The sequence below is a fragment of the Allobosea spartocytisi genome, assembly GCF_014764685.1.
GTDB classification, from domain to species: Bacteria; Pseudomonadota; Alphaproteobacteria; order Rhizobiales; family Beijerinckiaceae; genus Allobosea; species Allobosea spartocytisi.
The window spans coordinates 217199-236354 of sequence record NZ_JACXWY010000005.1; the positions used below are offsets into that span (position 1 = coordinate 217199).

The window sequence follows — 19156 nt, forward strand, 5'->3', positions numbered from 1 at the left end:
GGAAGGCCAGGGGCATGGTTCTACGGCGGCGGCTGGCCCACGGTGCTGCCCAGCATGGGCGCCGCGGGCCGGGGTACGTACCCCAACGCCCCGTGCGGGCGGGGCAGCGGGTGTGGTGCCTGCCGCGCGCTATGCCCGCCCGTCAGCCCTCCGCTCCGGCTTGCCGCAGCAGCTCGCACGGGTCGACACCGAGCGCGAGCGATGACCATGAGTTCGGCGACGTCGAGATAGCGGGCGCCGGCCTCGCAGCGGAACACGAAGCTGGTCGGGCGGCCGAGACGCTGGACGAGCTCAGCCCGGGTCAGACGCCGCAATCGCCGCTCCGCGACGAGGCGGGCGACGATACGATCATGCAGATCGCCGCGCATCAGAGCGCGGCGGGCTCGTCCACGGCTGCGATGACGTGCAGGTCGGTCTCGCAGATGCCCTCGGCCTCGATCGCCCAGAGGATCTCTTCGGCGTCGATCTCGGCGAGTTCGGCGGCCTGGTCCAGCGTGACGATGGTTAGCGCCTGGCTGCGCAGATCGATCAGGCGGTATTGGTCCATGGCGTCGTCTCCATCGTGTTCTGGAACGATCGAAACACGCCGAGACGCCGTGCATAATTTTCGGGGAGACGGGGTGATATTGCGTTCGACGCAGGATCGCCGCAGGCGCCAATAACGCCGGTAGCGACCGCAAATGACGATGGGGAGGGCGGCTCGTCACCATCCTCCCCGCTCACAGGCGTTCGCATGCGCGAGCGCGTTCTACCTGCCCGCGGCGTAGGCCCGGTCCAGCGCCGCCACGGCGGCCTCGCCGCCGCGAACCGCCTGGGTGTAATGGCCGAGCGTCACGGTCGCGTTGGCGTGGCCAGCAAGCTTGGCGACAAGACCGACCTCAATGCCCTCAGCCTGCAGCGTCGAGATGAAGGAATGCCGTGCCGAATGCGGTGTCACATAAGGCAACCCGAGCTTCGCGAAGACCGGCTCCCAATATCGGCTGCGATAGTTCTGGTAGAGCAGCGGCCCACCACCGCCGATGCGAGCGACCTTCGGCCACGGCTGGAGCCGGCCTGGACCAGGGAACACCCGATGCAGCACCTTGCCCAACCGGGGGCAACGGAGCCGCCATTCCAACAAGAGCGCGCGCAGAACCGCGCTCATCGGGATGTCGCGCGTGCCGGCCTCGGTCTTGGTCATGTTGGTCAGCGACCCGTCACGCTCCTGGATGCGACGAATGCGGACGACGTTCGCATCAAAGTCGATATCCGCCCAGAGCAGTCCGAGCTGCTCGGATGGGCGCGTGCCGGCGAGGAACGGGAAGGCATAGTAAAGCCCGTGCTCCGGATCATTCCGGGCCGCATCGACCAGCTTGCCGATCTCGGCCGGCGTCAGAATGACCTTCTTCGTCTTGACCCGGTTGCGACCGAGACCGCGCGGCATGCTGGGCGCCCGTACCCGGAAGTCCTCCTCGTTGAGGGCGAGGATTGAGATCAGGTGCGATTTCGCCCGGTTGGCGGTGTACTGCCCCGAAAGTGCGGTCAGATCGCGGTGCCAGGCGCGGATACGCGCTGTGGTCAGTTCGGTCGTCTTGATCTCGCCGAGCATCGCCACGAGCCGGCAACCCTTTGGAAGCTTTCCGGATGCTTTCCAGGCCAGCTTGTCCTTGGCTGAGCCCTCGAAATACGGCCCGCGAATGTGTTCGACGACCACCTTGTAGCCCGCAAGGGTGTTCGGCTTCACCTTGCCGACACGATCGGCGATCCAATGATCGACGGCCTGACTGACCGTCGGCGCCTTACGCTCATCGGCATAGCCATCCGACATCACCTTGGCGGTGAGGTCGTTGCGGCGGGCCTCGGCGGCCTTCAACGTCTCGTAGAACTCCTGGCGACGATCGCCCGAGATCGGCTCGCGGTAATTCAGCACATAGCGCAGCTGCTTCACGATCTCGCCGGACTTGAGTTTGCGGTGGCGAACCCGCCTGGTGATGTTGGTTCGAAACGTCATATCGACCTCTGAATAAAAAACGCTCAGAAAATCACGGCGAAGGAACCCGCACAATTAATCATCAGGCACCCGATATCTTCAGAGCACTCGCATTGAAACCACGAGCGTAACCACAAAATTTTGGAATACGCTCAGATGACGTCTCGGCGGGGCTCTCGTTACATCGCATTATTGCCTCGCCGAGATTGAAATCGCAGGGGCGGTGGCATGGTGGCGTGGGTGGCGCGCCCTGGCCTGCGCTGCCGGGCTGGCGGTAGAAAAATGCCCGCTCTAAGCCCCACCGCACCCCAGCCGCCTACCGCACACGCCACCCCCGCCACCATGCCACCGGTCAAAAGTTCCGATGATATGGTTTGGGCGGCGGCTCATAGCCGTCCGGCTTCGCCTTTTCGTAGCCGCGCACGACCTTTCCGTGCAGCTTGAATTTTTCGTTGCGCCAGCCGAGACGCTTCATCAGTGCCGATAGCCGTTTGGTATGTCCCTGGTTCTGGTATTCTGGCCTGATCCCGAGGAGGTCGGTCAGCAGACTTGTCGTCACGAAGCGCAGCTTATCGCCGGCGACGATCGGCACGGCGGCCTCGATCTGCTCGACCCAGGGGTCTTCCTCGACGCGCGCCTCTTGTTCAACAGCTGCGTCCGGCCACAGCTCCGGCGGCAGGGCGAGCGACGCACCCTCGCGTTCACGGTGAGCGGCCTCCGCGAGCAACTGGTCTCGATCGAGAGCGAGTGCGGGCAGGTCGATCGCGCCCGTTCTCACCGGCCAGAAGCGGCGGTTGCCGGTCTGGTCGCGCAGGTACTTGTCCTCATTGGTGGTGCCGATGAAGATTACCTGGCGCGGGCGCGAGACTGCGTTGCGGCCATAGGCTAGACGGGCGCGATCGACCTGGCGGGACGCGAACGCCTTGATCTTGGTGACCTCGGCTCGGTTCATGCCCTCCAGCTCGTTGATCTCGTAGAACCATACGCCGTCGAGCAGCTCGAGCTGGGCTTTCGGCTCCAGCAACAGGATTTCCTGGTCTGAGTGAAATCCCTCGCCGGCGAGTATCTTGACCGCGGTGGACTTGCCGGTGCCCTGGGCACCCTCGAAGACGATGATCTGGTCGAACTTGACGCCGGGAGCGCGAACGCGACGCACCGCTGCTATCAGCATGATGGTGCCGATGGCGCGGTTGAGCGGAGTGTCCGCTGCGCCGAGGTAACGCGATAGCCAGGTGTCGAGCCGCGCCACGCCATCCCACTTGAGGTTGTCCAGCATCTCACGAACCGGGTGCTCCGGCTCCTCGATGCACATCAGCATGATCGCGTCCTGGACATGCTGCGTTCCGGGATCGAAGCCAAACTTGTCCGTGATCAAGCCGCGCAGCATCATGCAGGCGTCATCGGTGATCTCACCCGCGAACTGCTCGATCACGTGGCCTTCCACCATCTTACGATGACGGAACATGTCATAGGCGAACGACAAGCCCAGGCGGCGCAAAGCAGCACGTGCATTCCGCATAGAAGGCTTCGGCGCGCCGGACTTAAAGGTGTCCGGCCAGCCCTGGGCAACGCTCTCGATCGCCTTGCTTGCTTGGCGCAACGCATAGGCCTCGGGGCGGCGTTTCTCCCGGACCGATTCCGAGATGCGGAACTGCGGGTTTAGCAGGACGCCGGCGATGAACTCGGCGCTGCAACCCAGGCGGGCTAGGTCACAGGCACCGCGGTAGACACTCTCGCTTCGCGATTTATGTCGCGGATTTGGGCCACCGCGCGGGCGATCCAGGTCGTCCCCGTTCTCCAGCAAGCTGAGTGTTGCGGGCAGGATTGTCTCCGGCAGCTTTTCTCGGCCGATTGGAACTAAGTCGGTCGGAAGGAGCGCCGTGCCCGGGGCGCTAGGGCCGGGGTCGAACGGCAGGAAGTCCTCAGCGACATAGAGACGCCTCCAGTCCGCTTCGATCACCTGGGCTAGGACCGGCACCCGTCCCGCCGCCCGCTTCTTGGCGTTCGGGACGTTCACTGTCCCCGGCACGCGCATGAGGCGGTCGCTGTTCCAGCAATGATCGCCACCGCAGAGTTCCGCGATGGCCTTGTTGAGGCGCTCAGCCAGCGCTAGATCACGCAGCGGCTCGCGCAGGAGCCAGAAGGCCTGGCGGCCGCCGCCTGAGGCAACAACGGCCGTGGGCCGCAGAGGGAAGTTTTCGAGCAGTTCAAACGCGTCGGGGTTGTCGAGATCGATGTAGAGGGCCACCGCCTCCTCGACATCGCCCTTGCTCCCCTTTTTATTTTTCACGCCGACCCGGAGCGGGTTGACGTGAAAATAGATGTTCTTGCCGCTCTGGTTTGTGATCCAGCCAGTGAGCCGCGAGGTCTCGTTCGGCTCGAAGGTCGCTGCCACGACACCTCCAGCTTCCCCGATTGCCGCTAGGTGCATCGGCCGGCCGCGGCTCATGTTGCTGACAAAATCCCAGGCTGCTTCCAGGTTGAGCTGCAACTCCTCAGACATGGCGCACCTCCGTGATAGTGACGGCGGCGCCGATATCGTTGTCGAAAATTTCGATGACGATGGTGCGCATAGTCGCCCAGCGCTGAGCAGCTGCGAGCGCGTCGACATCTGAGCCCGGCTGACCCGGCGGGACGAGGAAGGCGTCTTCCTCGTCACGGATATCGATGGGTGCCTTGATGATGTCGGCCATCATTCGCACCCCTTCTTCGACGCCTCGATGACGGCGAGGACATCCGAGAGGCGAACCAACTTTCGGGAGTTGAATGGCTGGAAATAAGGAACGCGACCGCTCTGGACAGCACGGAGGAGCTGCCAGTACTTGGCGCCAACGCGGTCGGCGGCATCTTTGATCGAGAGAAGAGGATCGGAATCCACAACATCGCCTCATTGCGAAGAGGGCGATGCTGCTGATCCTTCGTAAGCTAGGCACGAAAGCGCATCACCGCCCAAGATGGGAGGAATGACGCGATCGCTTGCCTATGAGCCCAGTACCCGCGCGTGGGCTCCTATGTCCCAACGTAAAAGGCCTGGCGCTGTGCCCGGATCACCCTAGCTTGGTGCCTCAGCGCGGGCGGGCTGTCAATCTCCCGCGTGCGCACGCCCGCGTAGCCGCCGCCGTCGGAGTATTCCGGTATGTGCGCGCGGCGCGTCACGGAGCTGTGACGCGGTACGGCTGCGGCGCTCACGGCGCTGTTTCTAGGGGCCACTCAACCGTTCAGGAACAGAGCCGAACCGCCGGTTCGAAGGGATGAACGAGCCGACAAAACACCATGTTGGAAGTCAGCAACCGCGGATTGCGAAACAAGCTTGCGAAGCGCTGTTGGAGAGGACGGGCGCCAATGCATTGCCGCCGCCGAAACCATTATCATTCGGGCCATGTTCTGCCTGAGATCGAAAGAAATGCCGGCGACATCAAAAGCAGCGGTCATCAGAAGCGGTCCCAGCGCATCTCCCGATGGAGCAATCAAATTGGCGGAGCCCGGCGCTATTGCGGCATCGAGGACTTGCAACTTCGTTCGATCGCTCCAATGGGAGATTGGCGGGAGCTTTAGGTTGCGCAGCATAGAACGCGAAAGAACAAGTGGGATTGGACTAAGAGTAGGGGATGGGCCGATACGCTGTATGATCTCGTTGGAGAGCTCCCAGGCTCCTTGGTCGTACAATTCGTCGAGGTGGCATCTACCGATGGCAATGACTGAATTGCTCGGAGTTCTGACCGTCGCCACCCAATAGCCGAGGGCAGTGTGACGCTTCAAAGCGAACAACGCTCGCAACGCGAAAGCCCCGAAACCGGGCTTCGCAATAAGGCCGCAGATTGCGGCAGCGCGATCCCGCGTGACCATGCAATCGGCCAAGGCAACCGGTCTTCCATCCAAATATACCAGCGCGCAGTGATGGGGGTTCCAATCCTGAACCGAAGCAAAGCGCTGTCTTATGGTCTTCAGTTTAAGCGATAGGACAAATTTTCGCGCCGCATCGAACTCGTCAAAGCTGATGTCTTGTCTCACTTTGGCGTTTCCCATCCCTTTTCGACCATCCATTCGCAATCGGGCTCAACGCCAGGAGATGCCGTCAAATCGCCCTGTTTCGCAGCATTCCTTCGATCGTCGCAGCCGGGCCAACGGCGACCGCCGCCAGGCTACAAAAGCGGCGCGTGACAAGAAAGGGCAGCAGCCTTTGCGACGCACTTATGTTCCCATCTAGCTGCCATGTAGGGAGTATTCTGGTGCCCGCGCGCTAGGGCATGGGCATAAAAAGGTGGCGCGGGCCGCAACGTTTATGCCCCTGTTTCGAGGTCCGGATCGTCCGGAAGCGGCGCGAACGGGTCAACTTCGGGAAAAAGCTTCTTCTCCCGCAACCAATCACCAAATCTGTTTGGGTTCACAGCGCGCTCGATGGGGGCGAGGCGTTTGCGAGCCCATTCTAACATGCGCTTTGTTTCCGGATCGTCGATAGGCGCGGCCCAATCGATCCAGGCTCGAAGGTCCCGAGCCTTAGCTTGGAGTTCGACTATCTCCGCGATCAGGGCATCTCGCTCGTCCTCGCGTTTGCGGCGCTGCTCCGCCAAGCGGCGGTTCTCGTCTGCCCGCTTCCAAAGACGAGAGTCCCGTTCGCGTTCCAGGCGCCACTTTCGCGCGTCATCGATCCAATCTGACAATGTCAGGACGATTTCTGCCACCTGAGTTTCGAAGGTGGCGCGCGAGCTGTCCTGCCAATTTCGCCGCCGCCCCTCGCGCCCATACTGCTCGATGGATAATCGCAGCACGCCAGTCGGAACGAAGTCAAACTCCGGGTAGGCCTTATTCCAGTAGTAGCTTTCGGTGCTGCCGCCTCTACGGATCCGCAGAGCTTCAGCCTGAAGTTCCTGTAGGCTCGGGTTGTGCGGCCGCCGCGCGATCTTCTCTGTGAACTTGAAGTCAACCTTGTCCTGCTCGCGCGCGATCGTGAAATGGCGCCGCGATAGGGTGCACGCGATACCCTGAGCGCCAAGCCGCTTGATCAGGTCGTTGAGCACGAAGATCGCCCGCTCCACCGAACCCTCGGCGATCGACATCAAAGGGATCAACTCGCCGCCAACTTGGATGACGCCGGTTCGGTCTGGCTTCGTCGAGCGCAACGCCTTGGCGAGAGGCAGAAGCAGGGCATGGGGTTTTACCACCGGCTGCCATATCACCGGTTCGGCTTTCACTCTGGCCACGGGCTCTCGCCGCGGCGGCGCTGGTTTGGCAGCGGCGACGACTGGCTTCTCAACAGCAGCCAGCGGCACCTGGGGCTTTGTGCCGCTAAAAGTAATAAGCTCCAACTGAGCGTCGGCGGTCGAAGTGAAAATGGCCTGCTTGGCGCGTTTACCTGCCGCCTTGTCACGCCAGTATGCCGCTGCCGGCAGAGGCACACGGTGGCCTTCGCAAATCTGCCGGATTTGCCACTCCGAGATGCCGAGATGCTGGGCAACTTGCGGCAGCGCGCGGGACCAGATGAGATCGTAGAGCTGGCGGCGGGTCAGATGGAACGTCATAGAGGGACCAAGAACGGGCAGTGTCAGGCAGGGTTGCTTCACCAATCTGGTTTTCGCAGGGCCAAAGGAATGATACGATCCCGCGGTTACCTCGCGGTTGCAGTTTCAGTAGTTCACGATATTCGCATCCCCTCGCAGCCCGTCCAAAATCGTCGCCCCAGTCAAAACCGCGAAATGCGTAAAGGCTGAACTCCGATTGACTGAAGTGAAAAGCCGTGCAATATCGCGACAGTTTCGTAGTTACCTTGCCAAGGTTGGGGTCGAGGGTTCGAATCCCTTCGCCCGCTCCAGACAATCTCAAGGCTTGAGAAGCATGCAAGCGTCGGGTTTCCCGGCGCTTTTTGCTTTTTCAGGCGCCCGAAGGCCGATGGTTTCGAGACCTTCGGCCTCGTCACGGCGTTCCGCCCAGCAATCGGCCCGAACAGCACCCACGCGGGCAGCCGGGATCGGGGAAAGGCGCATGCGTCGGCGGCTCAGGCGATCCGCTCGCGCCGCTCGACCTCGACCGCATCGCCGGCGATACGCGCCACCGCCTCGCCGAAGCTGCGCGCGATGAAATCGGCCTCGGGGACATGGCCGACCGCCTCAGGGGGTGCGGGCTCGTCAGGGTCCTGCCAGATCACGAGACCGATGCGGACACCCGGCCATTGGCGCTTCAGCCGCCGGACCAGGAAACGCCCGCTGCGGAGCGAGCCGGCATTCAACAGGCATACGGCAACCGTATCGATATCGGAAACACCGTCCGGCCGCGCCGTTCCCAGCGCGGCGCGGGCGATCGCCAGCGCGCGATCCCCTTCCACGCTGAGAACCTGGGCGAGCATCGTCGCGCTGACATCGTCCAGCACGCTTCGCCCGCCGACGCAGAGCACGGATCGCGTCGGCGCGCGCGCGGTGGCGGCGCTGGCTTCCGCATCCTCCGGTTTCTCGGGCTCGCTGTCGGCCGGAGCCGCCGCCTCGGCCAGATTGGCAATGACGGCCTGGGCGGCGGATGACACCGTCTTGAGCTGGCCATCGGCCATGACGCCGCGCTGGCGGTCGCGATCGGCCAGGATCAGGGCGGGAATGGCGACCTCGCCGTAGATCTCCGACAACGGCCTCTCCTCCAGCAGTTCCTCGAGCTGGTCGGTGGCCTCGTTCGGGTCGTTGGCGAGCAGCCTCTGGTAAAGCCGCATCTCGGGGTCGAGAACCGGCTCGTTGCCGAGGAGCACCTCGAAGAACTGGAACTGGGGCACATGCTTGCCGAGCACGACGAGGCACACGGTGAGCGGCGTCGACATCACCAGCCCGACCGGCCCCCACAGCCAGGTCCAGAAGATCGCCGAAACGATGATGGCGAGCGGCGACAGCCCCGTCCGGGATCCGTAGAGCCAGGGCTCCACGACGTTGTTGATGACGAGCTCGATGACGATGAAAAGCGCCCCGACCCATAACAGCAGCGTCCAGCCGGGCGAGACCGCGACGGCGAGGAACAGCGGCAGGACCATCGAGACGGCCGGGCCGATATAGGGCACGAAACGCATGACGATGCCCAGCGCCCCCCACAGCGCCGCATTGGGAATGCCGATCCACCACAGGCCGAGGGCGACCGGCACGCCATAGAACAGGTTGACCATGAGCTGCGTGAGCAGGTAACGGCCGACGCGGCTGCCCGCCTCCTGCAGGGCTTCGGTCGTCCGGTGCAGGTCGCCGTAGCCGGCGAGCCGGATGAAGCGGTCGCGCAGATCCTCGCGCTCCAGCAGCATGAAGATGACCACCACGACGACCAGACCCGCCGTCGCCAGCGGGCCGATCAGCGGGGCGATCACGCTCGTCAGGATCTGGATCGGCTGCTCGGGCGAATAGATCTGCACGAGCATCGGGCCGCTGCTGTCACCGTCCGGCCGCCCGGCGGGAGTGTCGCCACGGCTGATTTCGCGCCCGACCCGTTCCACCGCCTCGGTGATCTGGGAGATGATGCCGTTCTCGGCGCCCGCATGCTTCAGGTTGCGGATCTTCTCCAGGATGTTGGACTGGTAGGTCGGCAACTGGCCGGAGAGCTCGGAAACCTGGCTCGCCACCAGGAAGCTGAAAGCCGCGATGCCGATGAAGGCCGCCGTGACCACGATGATGACGGCCGGCGTGCGCCAGATGCCGGCGCGGCGGATGGCGGAAACCACCGGGGCCAATGCGAAGGTGAGCAGGACCGCGATCGCCAGCGGAACGAAGACATCCCGCGCGACATAGAGCACGGCGACAACGCCGAGCAGCGCAACGGCCTGCATCCAGCTCGCCGGCAGGCCGGGGCGGCTGGTTGCTCCCTCCGGTTCCGGTGTGACCGGACGCATTGCATCATCTGGATTCAAGGGTCACCCGCCTTTGCGCGATGCATAACGCGCTTCCGGCCGGTTTGATCCGCCCCGCGGGCCGCGCGGATCAGTTTGGGCCCGGCAACCTGGAAAGCGTCAGCGGATCGGCCTCTCCGTCGAAGAAGCGGCGCAACACCGCCCGGCAGAGATTATCGGCACGGCCATCGGCCCGTTCGAACAGCGTCATCGACGAGCGCAGCTTCATCTCGTCGGGCGAGCCGAGGATCGCATGCGCCGTCAGCCCCTCATGCGCGAGCAGGGCGCGCATGCAGGCCTCCAGCCGGGGGCCAAGAACGGGATGCGCCAGATAGGCCCGCGCCTCGTCGAGCGATTCCAGCCCGTAGAACAGGGAGGTCGGCGACAGGCCGAGCCCGCGCAGCTGCGGAAAGACGAACCACATCCAATGCGTCCGCTTCCGTCCGGCCTTCAGCTCGGCCAGCGCGGTCTCATAGACGGGCTCCTGGGCCACGAGGAAGCGCGCGAGATCGAAACCTGCGGGTTCCATGCTTCGTTTCCCTCCTGTCCAATCCGATGCTGGGGATCCTGGTTCTTGCGCCGGCTTTCCCCGAAAACCCTATCCCGCTTTTCGGGCCGATGCGCTAAGCCCGCCTGACTGTCGTCCGGATCGGAAATCATGACCCAGCGCGCCCGCGATTTCGGCCTCATCTGCGGCATCATGGAGCCGGGACCGCTCAACGCGATCACCGATGTCCCGGGCGTAAAGCTCGGCCATCATACGCTGCGGGATGGCGACATCCTGACGGGCTTCACCGCGCTGCTGCCGCATGACGGCAATCTGTTTCGGCGGAAGATGCGGGCGGCGGTCGACATCATCAACGGCTTCGGCAAGAGCGCCGGGCTGATGCAGATCGCCGAGCTCGGCCAGATCGAGACGCCGCTGCTGCTGACCAACACGCTGGCCATCGGCACCGGCTTCGACGCGCTGGTGACGCGCGCGCTTGCCGCCAATCCCGACATCGGGCGTGGCACCGGCACGGTCAATCCCGCCGTGCTCGAATGCAATGACGGCTACCTTTCCGATATTCGCGCCCGCGCGCTGACGCAGGACCATGCCTTCGCCGCGCTCGACGCCGCCGCCACCGGACCGGTGGCGGAGGGGGCGGTCGGCGCGGGAGCGGGCATGAGCGCCTTCGGCTTCAAGGGCGGCATCGGCACGGCATCGCGGCGCTTCGCGCTCGATGGCAGCGATTTCAGGCTCGGCGTGCTGGCGCTGGCCAATTTCGGCAATGCCGGCGATCTCGCCCTGCCGGACGGACGACGCCCCGTCCCGCCCGAAACCCGATCGCAGGCCGAGCGCGGCTCGGTCATCCTCGTCATCGCGACCGACGCCCCGCTGGAATCACGCCAGCTTCGCCGCGTCGCGCAGCGTGGCGGTGCCGGGCTCGCCCGGCTCGGCGCCTTCTGGGGCAATGGCAGCGGCGACATCGCGCTCGCCTTCACCACAGCCGATCCGATTGACCATGACGAGCCGAAGGACATCGTCCGGCTCGGCGCCTTGAACGAAAACCGCATCGACACGCTCTTCCGCGCCGCCGCCGAGGCGACGCAGGAAGCCGTGCTCAACGCGATGATCGCAGCCCCCGCCACGACCGGCCGCGACGGGCATCATCGCCCCTCCCTCGGGGATTGGCTCAGGGCGAATGCGGGCTGATCGGAAACAAGACCCGCATCATTCTCGGGCGAAGCGAAGCGCAGACCCGAGAATCTCCTGCCGGAGGGGCACCTTCTGGTCCTGAGATGCTCGGGCAAGCCCGAGCATGACGCCCCTGCCGGCTCAGGCCCACTCACCCTTGCGGAACACCGGCACGCGCCGCCCGTCGGCGTGAACGCCGTCGATATCGACCTCGCCCGAGCCGATCATCCAGTCGATATGGATCAGGCTCTTGTTGCCGCCCTGCGCCGCGATCTGCTCGGGCGTGAGCATGGCGCCGTCGACGAAGCATTTCGAATAGCACTGGCCGAGCGCGATGTGGCAGGAGGCGTTCTCGTCGAAGAGCGTGTTGTAGAACAGGACGCCGCTCTTCGAGATCGGCGAGGAATGCGGCACCAGCGCGACTTCGCCGAGCCGACGCGCGCCCTCATCGGTGTCGAGCACCTTGTTCAGCACCGCCTCGCCGCGCGAAGCCTTGGCCTCGACGATCCGCCCGCCCTCGAAGCGCACCTGGATGCCGTCGATCAGCGAGCCCTGATAGGAGAGCGGCTTGGTGCTCGACACACGCCCCTCCACCCGGCGCGCATGCGGGGTGGTGAAGACCTCCTCGGTCGGGATGTTCGGGTTGCAGACGATGCCGTTGCGAGCCGGCGAGGCGCCGCCCTGCCAGTCATGGCCATCGGCAAGCCCGACGGTCAGGTCGGTGCCAGGCCCGGTGAAATGCAGCGCGGCGAAGCGTTGGCCGTTCAGCCAGTCGCGGCGGCTGCGCAACGCCGCGTTATGCGCCTTCCAGGCTGCCACCGGATCGGTCTCGTTGATGCGCGACGCCGCGAAGATCGCCTCCGCCAGCCTTCCGACCGCGACCTCCTCGGCATCCTCCGGGAAAACCTGCTTCGCCCAGGCCACGCTCGGAAAGGCGATGATGTTCCAGTTGATGTCGAAGCCGGCGATCTTCTCCAATGCCGGCTGGTAGGCCAGCGCATTCGCCTTGCTGGCACGGCCGACCTTGGCCGGGTCCTCGTTGGCGAGCAGCATCGGGTTGTCGCCGACGATGGCGAGCCGGGCCGTATTCTGCGTGAAGGCCTTGGCGACGCCCTCATAAAGCCAGCCCGGCGCCTTGTCGAAGCTCGCATCCGGCGCGGAGCGATAGCGCGCCAAAGTGACCTCCTCGTCGGAGAGCAGCGGCGTCACGATGCCGGCGCCGGCCTTGTAGGCATGCTCGGCGATCCGCCTGACCAGCGGCAGCGCGGCGACAGGCGCCGTCAGGAACAGATCCTGACCGGGTTGCAGGTTCAAGCCCACGCGGATGGCGACCTCGGCCAGCTTGTCGAGCTTGGCGGGGTCGATGGCGGCGGGGCGTTGATGAACGGTCATGGCAGTCAACCTGTCGGAGTTCGCAAACCGCCATTGCTCGCGCAAATCGCCGCCGGGTCAAGACTGTCCCTGCGTCGGGGCGGTCATTCGGAGATCGGAGGAAGGGCCGTCAATCGGCCGATTTCGGGCCAAGCCGGAGCTTGCTCGCCCGCAGCAGATGGCTGCGCATCAGGGCCGAGGCGACCTCGTTCTCACCGGCCTCCAGATGGTCGAGCATGGCGAGATGCTCGGTGCAATTCACCTGGACGCGCTCGAAGCCAAGGCCCCAATCGTAGTTCGAGAGGCGTCTGAGCTGGTTCTGGCGCCGCACGGCCGAATGGAAATAGCGATTGCCCGTCGCCGCGGCCAAGTCTTCATGGAAAGCGGCATTCATTTCGTAGAAGGCGATGCTGGACGATTCGCGCCACGGGCTTCGCAGGTATTCGAGATGGCGCGCCCGCATCTCCGCGATCCAGCCTGCTTCGAGCCGGAAGTCCGGTTCGAGCATGCACATCGGCTCGATCACCATCCGGAAGCGATAGCTCTCGTCGCGCAGGCGCCGGTCGCGCGGCTCATGCAGGAAGCGCCAGCCATAGCCCGGCTTGCGCTCGACCATGTCGAGATCGGCGAGGCGGGCGAGCAGCTTCTGCGCCTCCGGCCGGCCGAGCTCGTAGCGCCGCATCACCTCCAGCTCCGAAACCTCGTCCGGCAGGAGCCCGTTCTCGCGCTCATGCGCCAGCCGGACCATGGCGAGGTCGATCAGCTCGGGCGGCAGGACGCTCGCCGTCGCATCCGGCAGCGCGACGACCTCGATCCCCTTGTTGGCGAGCCGCCGCACGACGCCCTGACGGGCGAGATGGTCGAGCGCGGCGCGGACCGGGGTGCGCGAGACGCCGAGCCGCTGCGCCGTGCCGTTCTCGTTCAGCCGGGCGCCGGCGCCGAGGCCGTCATCCCGCATCATCTGCAGGATGCGCTCGGCGATCTCCTGCTGCAGCCGCGTCGGCGTCGTCATCGAAGGCCTTGATTGTTTTAGTTCGTGATGAAATACAATACAGCATAACTCCAGGCCAGCATATCCGAAAGGCCCCACGCCATGGTCCAGCCCTGCCCCTTCGTCGATGTCTCCGGCTCGCCCTATGAGCGCGGCCGCCAGCATGGCGCGGCCGTGCCGAGCCGCGTGAAGCGCTCGATCGAGCTCTATGGCGGCCAACTCGGCGATCTCGGCTACGACGCCAAGGCCAAATCGGCCCTGATCGGCGAGTTCGCCCGCGAGATCGAGGCTTTCGGCGCGCATTACATCGAGGAGATGCGCGGCATCGCCGACGGCGCCGGCGTCGCGCTGGAAGACATCATCATGGTCAATGCCCGCACCGAGGTGATCGCCAAGGCGCGGATGGTCAAGAACAAGCCGGTCGAGGCGACCGAGGAGCTCGACGACGGCTGCACCGGCGCGATCATCCTGCCCGAGCGCAGCGCCAACGGCGAAGTCATCCACGGCCAGAACTGGGACTGGCGCGCCGAATGCGCGGAGACCGCGATCGTGCTGCGCGTGCGCCGCGACGACGGCCCCGACTTCCTCACCTTCGTCGAGGCCGGCGGCCTCGCCCGCTGCGGCATGAACGCGGCAGGCGTCTCGATCACCGCCAACTATCTCGAATGCGACCGCGACTTCAGCCAGACCGGCGTGCCGCTCGCCCTGATCCGCCGCAAGGTGCTGGAGCAGGAGCATCTCGCCTTCGCGATCAAGGCCGTGGCGGCGACGCCCAAGGCCTGCTCGAACAATATGATGCTCTCGACGGTGAAGGGCTTCGGCATCGATTTCGAATGCGCGCCGGACGAGGCCTTCCCGATCTACCCGGAAGACGGCATGATCGTGCATGCCAATCACTGGGTCGGCCAGATCGCGCTGACCAAGGTCAAGAACACCAGCATCCCGCGCGTGCCGGAGAGCTTCTACCGCGACTGGCGGGTCAAGAAGCTGCTGAATGAGGCCGGCCGCAAGCTGACGGTCGACGATCTCAAGCAGGCCCTCTTCGACGATTTCCTCTCGCCCTATTCGGTCTGCCGTCCGGCCCGCCCGAACGAGCAGGGCAACCTCTCGGCCACCGTCGCGATGGTGATCATGCAGCCGGCCAAGGGGATCATGGAGGTCGCGCCGCTGCCGGCCCAGAACCGCGTCTTCACCCGCTACAGCCTGACCGAGGATCCGGTCCTGCTCGCCGAAGCGGCCGAATAACCCGGCCACGCAGCGTTTTCGAGCGAAGCGGACACCGCTTCGCGTGCCGACAATGCGTCAGGAAAGACGGAGTGCTCCCCGCTCGGGAGAGGCGAGGGAGCGCTCCGATACCGCGTCACAACCGCATAAAACAGGGGAACATGATGCGCCGAACCGCCACCGCCACTGCCCTCGCTGCCGCGCTCCTGTGCGGCGGCGTGCAGATCGCCGAGGCCAGCACGCTCAGGATCCAGCTTCGCGCCGACATCCGCTCGATCAATCCCGGCGTCAACCGCGATGCCAACACCGACGGCGTCGTGCTGCAGATGGTCGAGGGCCTCGTCGCCTATGGCGAGGATGCGCTGCCCAAGCCGCTTCTGGCCGAGAAGGTCGAGATCTCGCCGGACGGCAGGAGCTACACCTTCACGCTGCGCCAGGGCGTGAAGTTCCATAACGGCGCGCCGCTCACCGCAGCCGACGTGCTGTGGAGCTGGAACCGCTACATGGATCCGAAGACCGACTGGCGCTGCCTCTCGGAATTCGACGGCCGCGGCCTGGTCAAGGTCGAGACGGTCACGGCGCCCGACGACAAGACCGTGATGTTCCAGCTCGACAAGCCGAGCGCGCTTTTCCTCTCCTCGCTCGCCCGCACCGACTGCGCCATGACCGGCATCCTCCACAAGGATTCGCTCAAGGCCGACGGCTCCTTCGACAAGCCGATCGGCACCGGCCCGTTCAAGCTCGGCGAGTGGAAGCGCGGCGAATACATCAAGCTCGATCGCTTCGCCGATTACGCCTCGCTGCCCGGCAAGATCGACGGGATGACCGGCGCCAAGAAGCCGCTGGTCGACGAAGTCCGCTTCGTCGTCATCCCCGACAACGCCACCGCCAAGGCCGCCCTGCTGCGCGGCGACATCGACGTTGTCCCCGACATCGCCAACTCCGACATCGCGGAGTTGAAGAAGAACGACAAGGTCAAGACCTCGGTCATCACCAGCATGAGCCTCGTCGGGCTGATCATCCAGACGCGCGACCCGCTGCTGCAGAATGTGAAGCTGCGCCAGGCCATCGCCGCCGCGATCGACGTCAAGGAACTGGTCGCGACCATCACCGACGGCCTCGGAACGCCGAACAATTCGATCATCCCGATGCTCTCCGCCTATTACGGCGCCGCGCAGAAGGAGGGCTGGGCATACGATCCGGCCGCCGCCAGGAAGCGTCTCGCCGAGGCCGGTTACAAGGGCGAGAAGATCGTGATGCTCGCCAACAAGCGCTACCCCGAAAGCTTCGACGCCGCCGTCGTCGCCCAGCAGATGCTGAAGGCGGTCGGCCTCAATATCGAGATCGAGGTGCTGGAATGGGCGACGCAGCTCGACCGCTACACCAAGGGCAACTACCAGATGCAGGCCTTCCCCTATTCGGGCCGCATGGATCCGGCGCTGAGCTATGAATCGATGACCGGGCCGAAGGACAAGCAGCCGCGCAAGCTCTGGGACAATCCCGAGGTGCAGGCCCTGCTCGACAAGTCGATGGTCGTGAACGACCGCGCCGGGCGCCAGGCGATCTTCGACACGCTGCACCGGCGCTTCCTCGCGGAGGTGCCGATGGTGATGCTCTATAACGGCATCGTCGGCGGCGCGATGAGCGCCAAGACCCAGGGCTATGTCTCGACGGTGAGCTCGCTGCCCCGCGCCTGGGAAGTCACGGTCGGCGAATAACGGACCCTCCGCCTCCGGGCTTTCGCGCAAAGGCAGGCCCGTTCAGGGCCTGCCGGACGACACGACAACAAGGGGAACGGGAATGATCCGCATTTCGGCTTCGGCACTGGCGCTCGCGCTCATCGGCGGCGCGGCACAGGCGCAGACCATCAATGTCGCGCTCAATGCCGACATCCGCTCGACCAATCCGGGCGTCAACCGCGACGACAACACCGACGCCGTCGTGCTGCATATGGTCGAGGGCCTCGTCGGCTATCGCGAGAACGGCGCGGTTGCGCCGCTGCTGGCCGAGACCATCGACATTTCGCCGGACGGGCTGACCTACACCTTCCACCTCCGCAAGGGCGTGAAGTTCCACAACGGCGCGGAGATGACCTCCGCCGACGTGCTGTGGAGCTGGAACCGCTACATGGACGCGAAGACCGACTGGCGCTGCAAGCCGGAATTCGACGGCAGGATCGGGCTCAAGGTCACGGAGGCGACCGCTCCTGATGCCTCGACCTTCGTGATGAAGCTGGAAAAGCCGAGCGCGCTCTTCCTCGACACCATGGCCCGCACCGACTGCGCCATGGTCGCGATCCTACACAAGGATTCCATGAAGCCCGACGGCAGCTGGGACAAGCCGATCGGCACCGGCCCGTTCCAGCTTGCCGACTGGCGCCGCGGCGAGTTCGTCCTGCTGAAGCGCTTCGACGGTTATGTCTCGCCACCCGGCGACAAGCGCGACGGCTATGTCGGCTCCAAGCGGCCGCTCGTGCCGGAGGTGAAGTTCCTCGCCATCGCCGATGGCGCGACCGTCAAGGCCGGCATGATCTCGGGCGCGCTCGATGTCGCCGACGTTCCGGACCAGGATGTGCCGGAGATGCAGAAGACCGGCCTGCAGGTCCTGACCGCGCCGAGCGCCACCAAGCACACGATCCTGCTCCAGACCCGCGACCCGCTGCTGTCGAATGTGAAGATGCGCCAGGCGATCGCCTCCGCGCTCGATCTCGACGAGATCGTCGGCGCCGTCTCGAACGGGCTGGGCAAGACCAACAACTCGGCCGTCTACATCACCTCGCCCTATTACGACGAGGTCCAGAAGAAGCGTTACGCGCACGACCCCGCCCGGACGAAGAAGCTGCTCACGGAAGCCGGCTACAAGGGCGAGACGATCAAGCTGATCGCCAACAAGCGCGCGACCGTGCCGAGCTACCCCGTCGCGATCATGACGCAGGCGATGCTGGAAGCAGCCGGCATCAAGGCCGAGATCGAGATCCTGGAATGGGCGACGCAGCTCGACCGCTTCTCGAAGGGCAACTACCAGATGATGTCCTTCAGCTACTCGGCCCGGATCGATCCCGCCCAGAGCTACAACCAGTTCTCCGGCCCCAAGGACAACCTGCCCTCGAAGGTCTGGGACAGCCGCGAGGCCGATGCGCTGATCGAGAAGGCGACGCTGATCAATGACCAGGCCGAGCGGAAGAAGATCTTCGACCAGCTCCACACAATGATGCTAGCCGATGCGCCGCTGATCTTTCTCTACAATCAGGTCGACACCGCGGTGGTCTCGAAGCGCCTGCAGGGTTTCGCGCCCTGGGTCGCCTCCAAACCCCGGCTCTGGGAGGTCAGCCTCGCCAGGTGAGGTGGGGGCTTCCCGGCGCGGAAACGCTGCGGCTCACACCGGCACAGCCAGTGGCGGCACCAGCGTAGCCCCCTTGGCGACATGCGTCGCGACCAGGGCGGCAAGGCGGCCGGCGTCGCGCGCCTTCAGGGCCTCCATCATCGCATAGTGCTCGCGGTCGCTGCGCAGCAGAGATTCATGCGAGCTCCACACCGTGATCCGCGAGCCGCGCCCGCGATCGCGCAAGGCCCAGATCGTCTCCTGCAACACGGCATTTCCGCAGAAGGAGTACATCAGTTGATGGAAGGCGTGGTTGATCTCGCTCTGCTCGGTGCGGCTGCCGGTCAATACGGCCGCCGAGAACTGCGCCGCCAGTTCGTCGAGCCGCGCGATCCCGGCTTCGTCGATGCGCGCGACCGCTCTTTCCGCCGCCGCCGTCTCGAGCATGACCCGGATCGCGACGATCTCCTGATAGGTCTTCATGTCGATCTCGGCGACGCGGTAGCCCCGGTTCGGGACATGCTCGATCGTCTTGCGCGCGGTGAGCTCGTCAAGCGCGCCGCGCACATCGAAGCGCGTCGCCTCGAAACGTTCCTCCAAATCGATCTGGCGCAGCCATTCGCCCGGTCGATACATCCGCAGGCGGATGGCCTCCGCGATCGCATTGGCGAGGTCGGCCCGTCGGGTGCCGGTGTTTTTGCGTTTCCGCTCGGACGTCATGGCAGGCTCTCTAAAGCATTCTCGAGCGAAATCGACACCGGT

General features: G+C 64.9%; 15 protein-coding genes. 4 read left to right on the forward strand and 11 right to left on the reverse strand.

The annotated features are described in order from the left end of the window. Positions 1-367 precede the first annotated feature (367 nt). The 8 genes from IED13_RS10695 to IED13_RS10730 all read right to left on the reverse strand — a co-directional run bounded on the left by IED13_RS10695 (position 368) and on the right by IED13_RS10730 (position 10338). Positions 368-547 carry a hypothetical protein gene (locus IED13_RS10695; RefSeq protein WP_191124164.1) on the reverse strand — a complete coding sequence of 60 codons (180 nt, stop codon included), beginning with the start codon at positions 545-547 and terminating at the stop codon, positions 368-370. 201 nt (positions 548-748) lie between these two features. Beyond that, the gene (locus IED13_RS10700; protein ID WP_191124165.1) at positions 749-1990 is read right to left on the reverse strand and encodes a site-specific integrase; all 1242 of its coding nucleotides are present in this window, start codon (positions 1988-1990) and stop codon (positions 749-751) included. A gap of 331 nt (positions 1991-2321) precedes the next feature. Continuing rightward, positions 2322-4472: a VapE domain-containing protein gene (locus tag IED13_RS10705; protein ID WP_191124166.1), complete on the reverse strand. Its 2151-nt coding sequence runs from the start codon at positions 4470-4472 to the stop codon at positions 2322-2324. Continuing rightward, positions 4465-4665 (reverse strand): hypothetical protein, encoded by a 201-nt coding sequence (locus tag IED13_RS10710; RefSeq protein ID WP_210323571.1) that lies wholly within the window; start codon positions 4663-4665, stop codon positions 4465-4467. The genes IED13_RS10705 and IED13_RS10710 overlap by 8 nt, the downstream gene beginning before the upstream one ends. A gap of 514 nt (positions 4666-5179) precedes the next feature. Continuing rightward, positions 5180-5995 (reverse strand): hypothetical protein, encoded by an 816-nt coding sequence (locus tag IED13_RS10715; protein ID WP_191124168.1) that lies wholly within the window; start codon positions 5993-5995, stop codon positions 5180-5182. Between the two features lie 254 nt (positions 5996-6249). Further along, complete coding sequence (locus IED13_RS10720; RefSeq protein ID WP_191124169.1) at positions 6250-7488, reverse strand: hypothetical protein; 1239 nt, start codon at positions 7486-7488, stop codon at positions 6250-6252. A 473-nt stretch (positions 7489-7961) separates the two neighbouring features. Then, complete coding sequence (locus IED13_RS10725; RefSeq protein WP_191124170.1) at positions 7962-9812, reverse strand: AI-2E family transporter; 1851 nt, start codon at positions 9810-9812, stop codon at positions 7962-7964. Positions 9813-9900: 88 nt separating this feature from the next. Next, on the reverse strand, positions 9901-10338 hold the full coding sequence (locus IED13_RS10730) for a DUF1810 domain-containing protein (RefSeq protein WP_191124171.1): 438 nt from the start codon (positions 10336-10338) through the stop codon (positions 9901-9903). A gap of 129 nt (positions 10339-10467) precedes the next feature. On the opposite strand from IED13_RS10730, the gene IED13_RS10735 reads away from it, so the two are divergent. Further along, positions 10468-11505, forward strand: coding sequence for a DmpA family aminopeptidase (locus IED13_RS10735; protein WP_191124172.1), 1038 nt, complete (start codon positions 10468-10470; stop codon positions 11503-11505). Positions 11506-11628: 123 nt separating this feature from the next. Here IED13_RS10735 and IED13_RS10740 read toward each other — a convergent pair whose 3' ends face one another. Both IED13_RS10740 and IED13_RS10745 read right to left on the reverse strand, forming a co-directional pair. Beyond that, positions 11629-12879 (reverse strand): aminopeptidase, encoded by a 1251-nt coding sequence (locus IED13_RS10740; RefSeq protein WP_191124173.1) that lies wholly within the window; start codon positions 12877-12879, stop codon positions 11629-11631. A gap of 109 nt (positions 12880-12988) precedes the next feature. Continuing rightward, the gene (locus tag IED13_RS10745) at positions 12989-13870 is read right to left on the reverse strand and encodes a GntR family transcriptional regulator (RefSeq protein WP_191124174.1); all 882 of its coding nucleotides are present in this window, start codon (positions 13868-13870) and stop codon (positions 12989-12991) included. A gap of 81 nt (positions 13871-13951) precedes the next feature. On the opposite strand from IED13_RS10745, the gene IED13_RS10750 reads away from it, so the two are divergent. The 3 genes from IED13_RS10750 to IED13_RS10760 all read left to right on the forward strand — a co-directional run bounded on the left by IED13_RS10750 (position 13952) and on the right by IED13_RS10760 (position 18415). Continuing rightward, the gene (locus tag IED13_RS10750) at positions 13952-15094 is read left to right on the forward strand and encodes a C45 family autoproteolytic acyltransferase/hydolase (protein WP_038362796.1); all 1143 of its coding nucleotides are present in this window, start codon (positions 13952-13954) and stop codon (positions 15092-15094) included. 140 nt (positions 15095-15234) lie between these two features. Continuing rightward, entirely contained in the window at positions 15235-16791 is a 1557-nt protein-coding gene (locus tag IED13_RS10755) for an ABC transporter substrate-binding protein (RefSeq protein WP_191124175.1), read from the forward strand. 82 nt (positions 16792-16873) lie between these two features. After that, on the forward strand, positions 16874-18415 hold the full coding sequence (locus IED13_RS10760; RefSeq protein ID WP_191124176.1) for an ABC transporter substrate-binding protein: 1542 nt from the start codon (positions 16874-16876) through the stop codon (positions 18413-18415). Positions 18416-18448: 33 nt separating this feature from the next. Here IED13_RS10760 and IED13_RS10765 read toward each other — a convergent pair whose 3' ends face one another. Next, a complete protein-coding gene (locus IED13_RS10765; RefSeq protein ID WP_112761676.1) occupies positions 18449-19114 on the reverse strand; it encodes a GntR family transcriptional regulator in 666 nt (221 codons plus the stop codon). Positions 19115-19156: the final 42 nt, after the last annotated feature.